This window comes from Marinobacter mangrovi (assembly GCF_016798325.1).
Taxonomy (GTDB): Bacteria; Pseudomonadota; Gammaproteobacteria; order Pseudomonadales; family Oleiphilaceae; genus Marinobacter_A; species Marinobacter_A mangrovi.
Genome location: NZ_JAERVO010000007.1, coordinates 120446 through 134456 on the forward strand (window position 1 = coordinate 120446; position 14011 = coordinate 134456).

Genomic DNA, 14011 nt, shown 5'->3' on the forward strand with positions numbered 1-14011 from the left:
GCTGGGCAGCCAGACCCTATTGATCGTGGTTCCGGGCCTCTGGGCCGGTCGCCTGGAAGGCTGGCCCTGGCGGGATGCGCTCGATTGGGCCTGCATTACCGGAACCGCCGTGGGTTATGGTGACAGCCCCCCCAGCGGAGCTCGGGCGCTGGCGGTTGTCTTGCGCCCGCTCCGGCGCCGTCTGCGTTTGGGCCGGATCAGCTGCGGTGTCTTGGGCCAGAGCCGGAAGGGCCCAGCAGGGCAGCAGAATTACCGCGGTCAGGGGCGCGGGGAGAAGGCCGAGCTGTCGCATCATGGTTGTCTTCCTTGAAGGCCGGGGCCACCTGGACGCAGTTTCGACCGCAATCCTTGGCCCGATAAAGCCCCTCATCGGCCCGGTTGATCAGGGTGTCCGGACTGTCGCCGGAACACCAGACCGCCAGGCCGACACTGATGGTGACGTGACGCGGGATGGAAAAGCGGTGCCCCTCCACCGTCTGGCGCAACTGCTCTGCCACATTGCGGGCACCGCTGAGATCGGTTTCCGGTAACAGGATAAGAAATTCTTCGCCACCCCACCGGCCGGAGATGTCCGAGGCCCGCAGTTCCTGCTGCAACAGCCCCGCCAGTGAACACAGGACATCGTCGCCCGCCCCGTGACCAAAGGTGTCGTTGACCTGCTTGAAGAAGTCGATGTCGATCAGCAGCACGGCCAGGTCATTGCCGTAACGTTCGCTGCGCAGGATTTCCTGGCGCAGGTTGCTCTCCACCTTGTGCCGGTTGAACAGGCCGGTCAGCCGATCATGCAGGGCCTTGTATTCCAGGGACACCAGCAGGTCCTGGCGGGTCAGGGCGTGGCTGACCAGCGTGCCAATAACCCGCAGGGTGTTCACCGTGGAGGGGTTCCAGGGCGTGCCGGCGCTCAGCACATCGAAACCGAGAATGCCGCGCAGGCGCTGGTCGCCGTACAGGGGGATAAACAGGGAGCCGCGACGGGCGGACGTGCCGGTCAGCGCCAGGGCTCCGACGTCGTTACTGTCGGGCTCGCCGCCCAGGACGTAATAGCCGTCTTCCTTGAGGGCGTTGAGCAGCGGTTGCAGCTCATCCGGGTAGGGCGCATCGCCGATGGGCAGGGGTTGGGTGTCCTGGCCCGAGGTCCAGTCATAGCGGCGTGTAAACGGCTGGTCCGCCTGGTCCTGCTCGTAGACATAGGCGTGGTCCAGGCCGAGGTAGTCGCCCACGGTATCCAGCACGTGCTGGACGCCGGTACCGTCCGCCGGGTTTTCCTCTTCCAGCAGGAAGGTGCTCAGTTGGCGGAGCAGGTGCTCCTGGGCCATGCTGCGTTCCAGCTTCTCGCGGGTCAGGGCATCTTCCAGGGCCAGGCTGGCCAGATACAGCGGTTCGGTCAGGGTGTCGAGGGCGTCGTCATCGGGTTCCCAGGGCTCGGTATGGTAGACACAGAAGGTGCCCAGGATTTCACCACGGCTGGACAGGATGGGTTCCGACCAACAGGCATTGAAACCGGCGTCGTCAGCCGCGGACAGGAAGCGGGTCCAGCGCGGATCCTGGCGGATATCCCGGGACACCACCCGCGCCTTGATGGATGCGGCGGTGCCGCTGCCCGCCTGACCGAACTGCACCGCCAGACCATCGGTGGCTTGCCGGAAGCGGGCCGGCAACCGTGGCGCGCTGACCCAGCTCAGGGTTTGCTGGCCCTCGTCGGCCAACATGACGCCGCAGTAGAAATCAGGCTGGGCGGATTCCACCATCGCGACCACCTGGTTGAGCGTTTCCGGCAACGCGCGACGGCTGGCCAGCGCCGTCAGCACCCGATTACGACGCTCGCGCTTGGCGTCGGCCTGTTTGCGTTCGGTAGTGTTAATGGCCGTCAGCAGCAGGCAGGGCTTGGCGTTGAACAGCAGGTGATTCAGCGAAACCTGATGCCAGCGGGCGTAAGCCGGGGCCCGGGAAAAGCACCATTCGAACTGGACAAAGCCGACTTGGCTGGCCTGGTTGAGATGGGCCTCGAAGCGATGCAGATCATAGGGCTCAGCGGGCCAGGCATCGGGCTTGACCAGGACCTCGCCGTTGAGCGTGTCCAGGGATCGGGTGCCAAAGGCCTCCAGGGCCAGACTGTTGGCGTACTCCGCCTGACCGCTGTGTTTGTCTAGGATCAGCACGGCAATGGCGGTGTGATCGAACAGCGTGGCCAGTTCGCGGGATGTGTTGCGCAGTTGCCGGTCCTGCTCGGCAACCTGTCCCTCAAGGACATGAACCATGCTGGCGCTGCGCCGCCGGCGCCATTCGCTGACCAGGGCAGCCCCGGCGCCGGTGAAGCCTATCGCCAGTGCGGCCGGCCCCAAAGCATCGAGGATTGCGCGTACAGCCAGTTGCATGTCCATGCGTTTCCATCCCTTCAGTTGACGACGGTAATGTCCTCAATCAGCGCCGCGTGCCCCTGGTCGGCGTTGGTAACCGTCACCGACATGCCGCCCAGACCGGCCCCCAGGGATTGCAGCAGGGGCGATACGATGGCCTTGAGCAGGCTGCTGACGACGTCATCCAGTAGCGTGTTGATCAGGGACTCCAGTGGCGCCACCAGCGCGCTGATCTCGATACCAAGCAGTTTGGCATCGACATCAATGTTCAGATCCAGGCCATCCAGTGAGGCATCGCCGTCGTCGTAATGGGTTTCGGTGCAGCCGGTGACCGGGTCGCAGTACAAGGGATAATCGGTGGCCACCGTTGCGGTGGAATGCACGCCGGGCACTTCGGCACTGAGCGTCGCTTCCAGGTCAATCGCCCCGGAGCCGCCTCCCGCGCCAAGAATCGTGATCTGACCGACGCTGGCCTTGATCGGTTCGAAGTCAATGTCGCCGCTGTCCAGGTCGATATCCCCAGTGGCGATGGTGGCCACCGAACGATCCAGATCCACGTCGAAGCGGACGTCGTTGTCGGTTGCCCGGGCGCACTGGGCCGCCACTAACGCGCCTTCGCCCCCGCCGATGTCGACGGCCAGGGGAATCTTGAGGCTGGCGATGGTCACCTGCACCAGCGGCAAGAGGTTGATGGGCAGGATTTCGGCATCGGCCACCAGGCGTAAGCTGATATCCGATGACTGGAACTGCGTCATCCACTGACCGTCGCTGCCCCGGCGGGCGGGTCCGATGGCGATGGTCGGCGGTCGATCCACGTACAGTTCCAGATCGACGGCCTTGATATTGGCGACCAGCGGAATCGAAAGATCACTGATGGTCAGTGGCACGCTCAGCAGTTGGCCTTCGTCTGCGGACTGGCTGTGGGCAATGTTGAGCACCAGGCTGGTGAGCAGGTCGTAGGTTTCGAAGGTGCTGTCCCGGGGCACCTGGGTGTTGCCGGCCACGGCCAGAATGTCGCTGACCCGGACCGTCTCGATGCCGTTGCTGTCGAGCAGGTCGTCGAACAGTTCGCCGACCGGTGTGACCGAGCCAGTAACATCGCGCACGGCCCGGGCCAGGGTGTCGGCACGCAGCGGCAACAGGTCGACCAGGGAGTCCACGCCGGCCTTTTGCAGCAGGTCGCCCAACTGCACGGTGGTGTTCTGCAGGCTGGAGAGGCTGGTGGCATCCAGGCTGTAACCCGGCTGCCCCAGTACTGCGCCCAGCAGGTTGCCGAGTAAGCCGTTGTCCACCGTGAGCGTCGAGCCGCCGGCGCCCAGGGTCGCGACGACCTCCTTGCGGGCGGCAGCCTGGGCCGTCAGCGTGACGCTGCCGAACAGGTCCGGGAAGAATCGGGATATGGGCTCTTCCCGGGCATAGGTGACCAGCACGGCGTTGCTCCGGTCGAGATCGGCGACCGGGACCAGCGCCAGTTCGTCGTCGCTTGCTCCCTGGACCTGGAGCACACCGGGGGTGATCTGCAAGTCCGCGGTGTCACCGTCGAATCCCTGGACCGTCGCTGCCGTCTGGGCGCGGCTGCGAATCGTGGCCAGGGACACATCGGTCCCGCCGCAGGCCTGGGCGCCGTCGGCGGCGGCAATCGCGGCGGCGTTCACCTGGCTCTGCATGCGGCCTTTGAGGGCATAGAGGCGGGCACCATCCAGCCCCATCACCGAAAGCAGCAGGATCACGGTGATGATCAGAGGCGTGGCGACCGTCAGCGCACCCCGTTGCCGGGCGGGGCTATTTTTTCTGGCGTGTGGATTCACGGAGATCGTCCGGGATGGGCCGGCGGAAGGACTCGGCCAATCGCTTCTGGGTATCGACGAACAGTTCCAGCGACAGCTCATCGCCGGGCTGGCTGTCCCGGATCTGGCGATTCAACAGCTGTTCGGTGCGTGTGGTCTGGACCGGGCCGGTGACGTCGTTGGACAGCCCGTGGCTGGGTGGATCACCGGCCAGCGCCGTGAACGGCAGGCCCAGCAGGATCAGCAGACAGGTTCTCATGGTTGCCCTCCCAGTTGTCGGGCGAGTTTGCGGGCGTAGGCGTACTCATCGACGCCGAATTGGTAGCGGTCGCGCAGCAGCTCCAGTCCCGCCTGGTTCTGCGTGAGCATATAGGCGGTGGCCAGGTTCTGACGGACCGGGCCCTTGCCCGCGTTGAGCTCGAGCGCGGTGCGCAGTTCGATCGCGGCCTCGTAGGGACGGTGGGACAGCAGCAACGCGTAGCCGTAGTCGTTGCGGACGTCGGCTGAGGCGGGCGCCAGGTCCCGGGCTTTTTCCAGGTACGGCAGGGCATCGTCGAGACGGGTCTGTTTCAGCAAGGTCATGCCCAGGCCGTGATAACTGCGACCGGAATGGCACTGGTCCACCAGCTGTTGGAAGGTGTGTTCCGCCTGACTGAGTCGGCCGGTCATGGCCAGCAACTGACCGCGGCGAATCCAGTGGTCTTCGGTGGCCAACGGTTCACTCTCCAGCTGTGCCAGGGCCGCGTAGGGCTTGCCGCGATCGATCATGGTGTCCACCAGATCCAGGTGAACCTGCATCTCCGGCTGGATGTCGGTCTCGCAGCTGACCGGCTGCTGCTCGGCGGCTATCGGAGTCTGCGGGGCCGTCGCACAGCCGCCCAGTAGCGAGCCCAGGACCAGCAGGCCCGTCGTCAGGCCGGGAACGTGAATTCGGGATGGCGGCATAGCGCGTTCAACCTCCTGTGATTGTTCGAATACCGGTGACCGGGTGGCTCAGGAGCCGCCGATCGCGTCGGCAATGGAAATCAGGGCCGGCCCGCCGATCAGGATGAACAGGGCCGGCAGCATGAAAATCATCATGATGACCGTCATCTTGGCGCCGAGGCGGTTGGTGTCCTCTTTCAGGCGCGAGCGCTCGGTGTGCTGGGCTTCCCGCACGATCTGCTCCAGGCTGTCGGACACCCGCGCACCGAGCTTGCTGCTCTGCTTCATCAGCGTGACGTAGTTGCGCAGCACGGCAATGCGCTTGTTGCGGCCCAACTCATTCAACGCCGCCGTCCGGTCAGCGCCGGACTCCATCAACCGGTTGAAGCGATCCAGGCGCCGGGCCAGCCGCGGCATCACCGGCCGGGCCTGGGCGGCGATCAGGCGCAGCGTGCGCTCCACCGACAGGCCGGCTTCCATCAGCATGCGGGTCATCTGGCACAGTTCGATGGCCTCGAGATTTTGCTCGTACTCCGCCCGGCGGCCGGCGGTCCGGATGGCCTTGCGGGGCAGGACAAACGCCAGGCCGGCGATCAGCAGGCCGCCGGCGCCGCCGAAAGTGGCAAAGCCTCCAACGATCACCAGCGCGGGTGCCAGCCAGCACACCAGCAGGTAGATGCGCTGTGCCCGTGGCAGGGACAGGCCGGCGGTCTCCAGCGCCTCGCCCTGCTCGCTGAAGTCGGCGTGGATCCAGCGGTGGCGGGTGAAGCCGTCGATCCAGCGTTGCAGCAGCGAGGTGATTTTTTCGTCGTCGTCCAGCGGCAGGCGATCCAGGCGGGCTCGAATCCGGGCCCGCAGTGCCCACTGGGGCGCTTTGTAGAAAGCCAGCCAGATAGCACAGACCGCCGCGACCATGGCACTGACAAACCAGGGGTTAATCACGGCCCACCCCCTGGATCATGCGCCAGATCATCAGCATGCCGAGCAATTGCAGGGTGCCTGCCACGACCAGCATGGTGTGACCGGTTGCCGTATCCAGCAGGACCGCGGAATACTCTTCGTTGATGGCGGTCATGTAGACCGCCAGGCCGGGGGGCAACAATGCAAACGTGGCGGCGGTAAAGCGGGTTTCTGCGGTGGCGGCCATGAACTCCTGGCGCAGCTCCTGCTGGGAACGCAAGGCGCCGGCCACCTGGCGCAGCAGGGGCTTGACCGACGAGCCGAAACGGGCGGATGTGCGCAGCGCAATGGCCACCAGAACCATCGCCGGTACCCGGTAGAGCTCGGCAAAGTCCTCGAACAGGCGCGTGTAGTCACGGCCTGCTTCGACCGCACTGCGGACCCGGAAGGTCAGCGGCCCGAAAAGGGGAGAGGCATCCGCCAGGGCATCTGTGAGGGCCTGTTCCAACGAACGGCCGGCTTCGATGTAGCGCAGGACCGTGTCGATGATTTCCGGCAGCTCGCCATAGATTTTCTGGCGCTGCTTCTGGAAACGGATGCGCCAGTAAACGTAGCCGGCAGACACGGCAAAGAAGGCGAACACCAGGGCGACGACCGGGCCTTTCGACAGGCCGGTCAGCAACAGCACCAGTCCGAACAGCACGCCGATAATGACAAGCTGACGTGACGAGAACCGCAGGTTCGCTCGCAGCAGCATCACATCAAGCCGGCCCGGCCGATATCGGGCGCCCTGTTCCGCCGGCAACTCACGCTGGTCCTGCAGGCGCTCACTGATGCGGCGCTTGAGCTGGCGGCCGGTACTGCGGGATTGCCAGATCCACTGCACCGCCACCAGAGCCAGGGCGGCCAGGGCGCAGATCAGGGCCGCGTTAAGCCAGAGCGGATTCGCCATGGCTGGCTCCCTGGTATAGGTGGTTCATTCGGTAGGGGTCGTCGGCGTCGGGACACAGCTCCACGATCTCGCTGACGTAGCGCCGGCCATCCGGCTGTCGGGCCAGTTGCACGATGACATCGATGGCGGAGCCGATCAGCCGTCCCACCGCCCGCTCGCTGGCGTCGTAGCCGTTGACGGCCAGCAGCGTCTCGATACGCACCAGCGCGTCCCGGGCGGTGTTGGCGTGAATGGTGCTCATCGAGCCTTCGTGACCGGTGTTCATCGCCTGCAGCAGTTCGATGATCTCCCCGGAACGCACTTCGCCGACGATGATCCGGTCCGGGCGCATGCGCAGGGCGTTGATCACCAGATCCCGGGCACTCACCTTGCCGGACCCTTCGGTGTTGGCCGGCCGGGTTTCCAGACGCACCACATGCGGATGGTCCAGGGCCAGCTCGGCGGAATCCTCGATGGTGACGACCCGCTCCTCGCGCGGGATGTGCTGGCTCATCAGGTTGAGGATGGTGGTCTTGCCGGTGCCCGTGCCGCCGCTGACCAGCACGTTGCGACGCTGGGTGACCTGGGTCAGCAGGGTTTCCAGGCCCGGTCGGGTCAGCGATCCGCCCTGCAACAGGTCGTTGGCGGTCAGGTGGTTCTTGGTGAACTTGCGGATGCTCATGGATGGCCCGTCCAGGGCGATTGGCGGGATGATGGCGTTGACCCGCGCCCCGTCCGGCAGGCGCGCATCCACCATCGGGCTCGACTCGTCCAGGCGCCGGCCCAGGGGCGAGAGGATGCGGCGGACCACGCGGATCACATGATCGTCATTGATAAACCGGGTGTTCGAACGCTGCAACAGGCCATCGATTTCCACGAACACATCCCGCGGTCCGTTAACCAGGATGTCGTTAATCGACGGATCGCCGAGCAGCGGCTCCAGCGGGCCGAAGCCGGCCACCTCGTCGAGGATTTCGCGGGACAGCAGGGCGAGGTCCTGGGTGGACAGGGGCACCTTGTTGGCGGTCAGGTAGTCGGAGACACTGACCCGGATGAAATCCGCCAGGGTCGACTTGGCGGCCTTGCCCACCTCGATGCCTTCCTCGTCCAGACGCTCCACCACGGCGCGATGCACCAATTCCTTGAGATCCTGGTATTCCTGGTCGATGCGGGATGCCATATCGGAATTACTCCCTCACTCGTTCAGGCCAGTCGCAGCCGTTGCAGCAGGCCGGTGCTGCGGGGTGTTGACGCGTCAGCGGCGTTCCGCGGCTGCCAGTTGAATCGCTTGAGCAGGGTGTCGAACTGACGGGCATAGGCGCTCTTGCGAGGCAGACGATGCAACGGGATACCGGCATTGATGGCCAACAGGCGGTTGTTCCAGTCCAGCGGCAGCGTGCCGAGGGCCTCAATGCCGATGGTCTCTTCCAGTTGGGCGAGGGTCGGTGCGCCCTTGCCCTCAACGCCGTCGGCGATCAGGACCTGTCGGCAATTGGTGCCCAGGTTGCCGCGCCAGCGTTCCACCTGCCGCCGGGCCCGGTGGGCCTGGTGCACGAGCGGGTGCAGCGTCATGACCAGGGTGCTGGTCTGCGGCCCCACGGCATTGATCCAGTGATCGGCCAGGGCCGGATCCACGTTCACTACGATGTGGTCGAACAGGTGCATCAGCTGACTGATGGCAATGAACAGGTCGGCGTTGCGGTCGCCGCCCAGATCGTCTTCTTTAAGGTGTCCGCCGAGCAGTCGCAGGCCGGGGCTGTATTCTTCCAGCGCCGTTTCGATCAGGGTTTCGTCGGCGGCATTGGCGTTGGCCAGGAAGTTCTTCAGGGTAAAGCGGTTGTTCAGCTCCAGATAGAAGACATTGCGTCCTTCGGCCGCCGTGTCGATGGCCAGGATGCGCCGGTCCGGGTGATCGCGGTTGATGGCAAACGCCAGGTTCTGGGTCAGGAAGCGTGTATCCACCGTGGGCTCAGCCGCCGTCACCAGCGTGAGGTTGTGCGGCAGCGCGTCCGGGTGGCGGGCTTCCGGCGTCGCCTGTTCGCGGTAGAGCAGGTCGTTGACCTGGGCCCGGAGTTCCTCGGCGTCGCTGTCGGCCAGCAGGCAGTCGCGGGCGCCGGCGCGCATGCTGCGCAGCAGGTAGTCCTGGTTGAGCCGCCGGGCGACCGTGATGACGATCAGTCCCGGATGCGCGCGGTGTACCGCCTCAATGGTGCGAAGCGAGCGTTCCGGGGCGTCCTCGTCGATGGCCACGATGGCCAGCCGGGCCTGTGTGGCGTCGACCAGGTTCACCACCCGTGACAGGTCGGCGTTGCCCACACATTCCAGGCGCCAGGCATCCTGCAGCGCCCGTTCCAGCCAGACCCGGATGCCCAGGTCGTCGGTGATGCAAACGATAATATCCTGATGGTCCATGGGGTCACCAACTCAAACCGTGATGGATGGGATGCTCGCCGCCGCGGGTCTGGGTGGCCATGTCGAGCCAGCCCATGCTGCTGTTGTGATAGTCCGAGGCGGGCAGGGCCTTAATGGCGTCCCCCGCCTTGCCCGGGGATACGATGTGGGGTGTGACCACCATGATCAGCTCCTTGTCTTCCCGGGAAATCCGGTCCGAACGGAACAGGGCGCCCAGCAAGGGCAGATCACCCAGACCCGGGATGCGGTCGCTGTTGTTGATGGTGCTGCGACTGACCAGACCGCTGATGATGAAGGTTTCTCCGGGCCCCATGGAGACCGTGGTCTGGGCGCGGCGAACCCGCAGGCCGGGGACCGAGACGCCCGCGGTGGTCACGCCGGTGGAGAAATCCAGCTCGCTGACCTCCGGTGCCACCTTGAGGATGATCTGGCCCGGGTCCACCACGGTGGGGGTCAGGCTCAGGCTGACGCCGAACTCCTTGTATTCCACTTCAATGCTGTCGCCGTCGTTGCTCACCGGAATCGGAAATTCGCCGCCGGACAGGAAGGTGGCGTTCTGCCCGCTGATGCTGGTCAGCGAGGGTTGCGCCAGGGTGTAGGCGAAGCCGCCGGATTCCAGGGCATTGATGATGGCCAGTGAGTTGGCGCCAAAGCTGAACAGATTGAAGCCGTCCGTCGAGATCGCGGCGCTGGCCTCACCGGGTCCGGAAAAGCCGCGGTAGTTGCTGCCAGGAGGGGCAACCCCGATCGCCGATTGGCCACCGTCGAACAGTCGGGCGTAATAGAAACCCAATTCGTTGAGCTGACTGCGGCTGACTTCGAGTATGCGAATGTCGGTCTGAACCTGAGTGCCAAACGGCATCTTCTCGCCCTGGGTGGGCGCCACGACGATCGGCGCTTTCAGCGGATCCCCCGGATCCTTGAGCCACACGGACAGGACGGCGGAGCCCTCCGCCTTTCCGGTCAGCAGCAGTTCCCGCGTGCCGGACACCGTGACCGCCGCAATGGCAGGGTCGGACGTGGCCACCTTGGCCAGTGCGGAAGGGAAGTTCAGCACCCGCTGCTCGCCCTTGCCCAGGCTGATCATGGCGCCGTTGTCGAGGGCCGCGACGGGCAGCGCGATAAGGCCCAGCAACAGGCCGGCCAGCCAACGTGTTTTCAGTGGATTAGCGAACATAGACCTTCCTGCTTTCGGAGCCTTCGAAAACCTGGACCTGATTGGCCGGCGCGCGTCTGACCGGCTGGCGCTTGGGCGGGGCCGGCGGTTTCGGGAACAGGTCCGCCAGGGCCATGGCCGCGGTGCTGTCTGCGGCGGTCTCGCCGGTCCGGGTATCCGGGGAAGCGACGGCCGAGAGACGGACCTTGCCTTCGTTCGAAGCCAACAGGACCGCCGGCACCCGGGCATCCGGAATCAGCAGGACGATGGAATCGTTGCGGCGCTCCTTGTCGGGCGCTGCGCTGTCGCTCCCCAAAGAGCCCTGCACGGCCAGCACCGGTGCATCGCGAACCACGACCACCGCGGTGGGTGTTTCCTGACGGTCGCGCTTGAACGTGGCGAGGACGTTGACCCGGTCGCCCGGCTTGAGCAGCCCACCCACGCCAGTGACTTCGTCCGTTTTCAGGGCAATGGCCTGGTGACCGGGCTTGATGCGGGGGGTGATCAGGCTGGTGCTGGACAGCAGATCCCGGGTCAGTATCGCGCCCGGTTGGATCGGTCCCGCTGCCGGCGTGCCGAACTTGAAGCGGTCCGCGCTGATGGCGCCTTCCACAGCCTGGGCGGTGCCGACCCGGGTGACCTGCTCTTCACCGATGGGTTCACCGCTGGCAATCGGCCGGGTCACCACCAGGTATTCGAACAGATCCGGTCGGACGCTCTGGGCCGTGTTGCTGGCCGTTGGCTTCCTGGGCATCGCCTGAGCCGGCGGCTCGCTTCTGGCAAAGCCGATGCCGGCCAGTATCAGCGCGATGAGGGCCAGTACGATCGCTGGCAGGGCATAAAGTGCTCTGGATCCCACGTTTGACTCCCGACGTGTCTTGTTATGGGCACCTCGCCGGTGCCGTAATCGCTTTATTCGTCAGAACGCCACGGACGCTTCGGCCTGCAGGCTGCTGGGCATGGGCGGAAACTGTCCCAACCAGCCGAAGCTGATCAGCGGCAACAACCCACTGTCGCCTCCGGCCACCCCGACGCTGCAGCGCAGCATTTCCACATCACTGACCGTGCCCACCGCGCAACCGGTGAGATCCGGCTGCACGGCGCCACGAAAACTCGCCGGCAGCGAGCCGATCAGGGCATTGAGGGCCTGGGAAGACCGGGTCTCCACCACACCCTTGAGTTGATCGGCGTTGTAGCTGGACCGGTCGATCGACAGTGACAGGTTGGCGGCCTGGGTCACCGCGTCCTGCATCCGGTACTGGTTGAAAAACAGGACACTGTAACTGGCTGCCGCATAGAGCGTTGCCACGATGAACGGGAACAGCAGCAGGAACTCAAGCGCAACGGCGCCACGTTGGCGTTTGTTCTGGAACCTGAGACGCATCTGGACTCTCCCTGATGTCCGTAACCTACTGGTGGGCGGTCTTAAGTTCCTGACGAGCCGGCGTTTGTTGCGTCGTCAAACAATCCTGTAAACGCGGAGGTCAGCTTGTCCTGGACGTCCGTATTGGTGGCCAGGACCGCAATGATGCCGATGATGGCAGCCGCCAGTACGATGTACTCCAGTGCACTGGCGCCTTTCTGGGAACCGGGCTTGCCGGCGCGGAAGGTCTGAGCGCGGACAAACAGGGCGGTAGGAGAAACGTTTTTAAGCATTGTTGTGCGTTTCATGTTGCGAACTCCTTGATCGCTGGGCTTCCTTACTGCTTTAGCAATAGGTCGAAGTGGTGCATTTGTGCAAATAATTTGTTGTATCCAGGCGTAACCTTTTGTGACTTCTGTCATGTTGTCATTGGCCCGGTTGGCATGGGTGTTCCGGCGCCAGAGTGGCCTTAAATGATATTTCCCCGAAAAAGCAATAGTTTGCGTTTCTCGTAATAACGATGAATTTGTATTCAGAAATGTAACCGGCGTATCGCATTGAATGTCTGATTGCGGGATCTTGGCCAAGCTGTTGGCCTGGCGCTTCAGAATGGGTCTCCATGCGGCCAGCGTTGCCCTGGTTCTGTGCATGTGTTGGCGGACGAAGGCCGGTTTCGCCAGGGTTCTTTGGCGCCAGGCAGCAGGGTCTGAAGGGTGAGAGATTTCCTGAACAGTTGGCCAGCTTTTTGCTGATGTATTGGCCAGTGCTGATTCTTGCCCGGGGCCTGCTATCTTTTGCGGATGTCAGGTTAAACTCACGGGCCACGAATGAGTCGCTCATAAAAGAAAGTGACATAACAGGAGACGGTGCGAATGCGCTTTTTAAAGAAACTGGCTGTGCTGGCGGCCCTGATTATCCCCATGCACGCCTTTGCGGACGATCCATTGAAAGTCGGTTTTATCTACGTGGGCCCGATTGGGGACCATGGCTGGAGTTACCAGCACGATCAGGGACGTAAGGCCCTGGAAGAGCATTTTGGCGACAAGCTCCAGACCACCTACGTTGAGAACGTCAACGAGGGCGCGGACGCCGAGCGGACCCTGCGCCGTCTGGCCCAGGCCGGCAACGACGTGATCATTGCTACCTCCTTCGGTTTCATGAACGCGATTGCCCGCGTGGCCAAGGACTACCCGGACAAGGTGTTCCTGCACGCGACGGGCTACAAGCGCGCCAAGAACCTGGGCACCTACCTGTCCGTAACCTATGAAGGCCGCTACGTCAGCGGTACCGCGGCGGGTCTGGTGACCAAGTCCAACAAGATCGGCTACATCGCCTCCTTCCCGATTCCGGAGGTCATCCGCGACATCAACGCGACCTTCATGGCAGCGCGTAAGGTCAACCCGGACGTCGAGCTGAAAGTGGTTTGGGTCAGCACCTGGTTCGATCCGGCGAAAGAAGCCGACGCCGCGAACACCCTGATGGATCAGGGCGTGGACGTGATCATCCAGCACACCGACAGCCCGGCGGCCATGCTGGCGGCCGAGAAGCGCGGCAAGTGGGCTGTGGGTCAGGCGTCTGACATGTCCCATTTCGGTCCGCACGCGCATCTGCTGTCTGTCGTTGACGACTGGGCACCGTACTACATCCAGGCGGTCCAGCAGGTCATGGACGGCACCTGGAAGTCCACCGACTACTGGGGCGGCATCAAGGAAGGCGACATCAAGATTGTGGGCCTGAGCGACCGTCTGACCGACGAGCAGACCAAGAAGGTCAACGACACCATCGAAGCCATCCGCACCGAGAAGCTGCATCCGTTCACCGGTCCGATCTACGACCAGGACGGCAAGCTGCGCGTGAAGGAAGGCGAAGTGGCGACCCGTGAACAGCTGTCCAGCATGGACTGGTACGTTCAGGGGATGACCGCGACCTATCCGCAGTAAGACACACGACAAGGCGGAGCCCGGCTCCGCCAACGATCGCTGTCAGGCCCGAAGCTCCGTGCGACGGGCCTTTTTTGTGTCTGGCGAATGGGGGGCTGCGATAAGGGCAGTGCGGTGCAGATTGACCACCCTCAGGTGCCACCTCAGGCAGGCCTTTCGGCCGGCTCGGAAGCTGAAGCGTCCGCTACATTGAATGGCGTCAACGCAAACTTTGGCGGTTGGGCACGACCATGTAGCCGAC

The 14011-nt window shown here is 64.1% G+C and carries 13 protein-coding genes; 1 reads left to right on the forward strand and 12 read right to left on the reverse strand.

The window, feature by feature from the left end:
• Nucleotides 1-197: 197 nt before the first annotated feature.
• Genes JL474_RS18660 through JL474_RS18715 form a run of 12 tightly spaced genes read right to left on the reverse strand, consistent with a single transcriptional unit; the run spans nt 198 to nt 12417 of the window.
• Nucleotides 198-2381 carry a sensor domain-containing diguanylate cyclase gene (locus JL474_RS18660; protein WP_203143258.1) on the reverse strand — a complete coding sequence of 728 codons (2184 nt, stop codon included), beginning with the start codon at nt 2379-2381 and terminating at the stop codon, nt 198-200.
• Nucleotides 2382-2395: 14 nt separating this feature from the next.
• Entirely contained in the window at nt 2396-4165 is a 1770-nt protein-coding gene (locus JL474_RS18665; RefSeq protein ID WP_203143259.1) for a hypothetical protein, read from the reverse strand.
• Nucleotides 4140-4403 carry a hypothetical protein gene (locus JL474_RS18670; RefSeq protein WP_203143260.1) on the reverse strand — a complete coding sequence of 88 codons (264 nt, stop codon included), beginning with the start codon at nt 4401-4403 and terminating at the stop codon, nt 4140-4142. The genes JL474_RS18665 and JL474_RS18670 overlap by 26 nt, the downstream gene beginning before the upstream one ends.
• Nucleotides 4400-5089, reverse strand: a complete 690-nt coding sequence (locus JL474_RS18675; RefSeq protein WP_203143261.1) for a tetratricopeptide repeat protein — start codon at nt 5087-5089, stop codon at nt 4400-4402. Before JL474_RS18675 ends, JL474_RS18670 begins: the two co-directional genes overlap by 4 nt.
• A 48-nt stretch (nt 5090-5137) precedes the next feature.
• Complete coding sequence (locus JL474_RS18680; protein WP_203143262.1) at nt 5138-6010, reverse strand: type II secretion system F family protein; 873 nt, start codon at nt 6008-6010, stop codon at nt 5138-5140.
• Nucleotides 6003-6920, reverse strand: coding sequence for a type II secretion system F family protein (locus JL474_RS18685; RefSeq protein WP_203143263.1), 918 nt, complete (start codon nt 6918-6920; stop codon nt 6003-6005). The genes JL474_RS18680 and JL474_RS18685 overlap by 8 nt, the downstream gene beginning before the upstream one ends.
• Nucleotides 6898-8079, reverse strand: coding sequence for a CpaF family protein (locus JL474_RS18690; protein WP_203143264.1), 1182 nt, complete (start codon nt 8077-8079; stop codon nt 6898-6900). Before JL474_RS18690 ends, JL474_RS18685 begins: the two co-directional genes overlap by 23 nt.
• A 23-nt stretch (nt 8080-8102) precedes the next feature.
• Complete coding sequence (locus JL474_RS18695; protein ID WP_203143265.1) at nt 8103-9311, reverse strand: AAA family ATPase; 1209 nt, start codon at nt 9309-9311, stop codon at nt 8103-8105.
• Between the two features lie 4 nt (nt 9312-9315).
• Complete coding sequence (locus tag JL474_RS18700) at nt 9316-10488, reverse strand: type II and III secretion system protein family protein (protein WP_236012373.1); 1173 nt, start codon at nt 10486-10488, stop codon at nt 9316-9318.
• Nucleotides 10478-11326, reverse strand: a complete 849-nt coding sequence (cpaB, locus tag JL474_RS18705; protein ID WP_203143266.1) for a Flp pilus assembly protein CpaB — start codon at nt 11324-11326, stop codon at nt 10478-10480. Before cpaB ends, JL474_RS18700 begins: the two co-directional genes overlap by 11 nt.
• Before the next feature lie 60 nt (nt 11327-11386).
• A complete protein-coding gene (locus tag JL474_RS18710; protein WP_203143267.1) occupies nt 11387-11851 on the reverse strand; it encodes a TadE/TadG family type IV pilus assembly protein in 465 nt (154 codons plus the stop codon).
• A gap of 41 nt (nt 11852-11892) precedes the next feature.
• Nucleotides 11893-12417, reverse strand: a complete 525-nt coding sequence (locus JL474_RS18715) for a hypothetical protein (RefSeq protein WP_203143268.1) — start codon at nt 12415-12417, stop codon at nt 11893-11895.
• Between the two features lie 285 nt (nt 12418-12702).
• Here JL474_RS18715 and JL474_RS18720 point away from each other — a divergent pair, with 285 nt between their 5' ends.
• On the forward strand, nt 12703-13770 hold the full coding sequence (locus JL474_RS18720) for a BMP family ABC transporter substrate-binding protein (RefSeq protein ID WP_203143269.1): 1068 nt from the start codon (nt 12703-12705) through the stop codon (nt 13768-13770).
• Nucleotides 13771-14011 lie beyond the last annotated feature (241 nt).

Bases quoted from the DNA above. Each gene is read 5' to 3' on its own strand.
- JL474_RS18670 (WP_203143260.1), bottom strand. From the start codon at position 4,403: ATGAGAACCTGTCTGCTGATCCTGCTGGGCCTGCCGTTCACGGCGCTG.
- JL474_RS18690 (WP_203143264.1), bottom strand. From the start codon at position 8,079: ATGGCATCCCGCATCGACCAGGAATACCAGGATCTCAAGGAATTGGTG.
- JL474_RS18660 (WP_203143258.1), bottom strand. From the start codon at position 2,381: ATGGACATGCAACTGGCTGTACGCGCAATCCTCGATGCTTTGGGGCCG.
- JL474_RS18675 (WP_203143261.1), bottom strand. From the start codon at position 5,089: ATGCCGCCATCCCGAATTCACGTTCCCGGCCTGACGACGGGCCTGCTG.
- JL474_RS18720 (WP_203143269.1), top strand. From the start codon at position 12,703: ATGCGCTTTTTAAAGAAACTGGCTGTGCTGGCGGCCCTGATTATCCCC.
- JL474_RS18685 (WP_203143263.1), bottom strand. From the start codon at position 6,920: ATGGCGAATCCGCTCTGGCTTAACGCGGCCCTGATCTGCGCCCTGGCC.
- JL474_RS18710 (WP_203143267.1), bottom strand. From the start codon at position 11,851: ATGCGTCTCAGGTTCCAGAACAAACGCCAACGTGGCGCCGTTGCGCTT.
- JL474_RS18695 (WP_203143265.1), bottom strand. From the start codon at position 9,311: ATGGACCATCAGGATATTATCGTTTGCATCACCGACGACCTGGGCATC.
- JL474_RS18700 (WP_236012373.1), bottom strand. From the start codon at position 10,488: ATGTTCGCTAATCCACTGAAAACACGTTGGCTGGCCGGCCTGTTGCTG.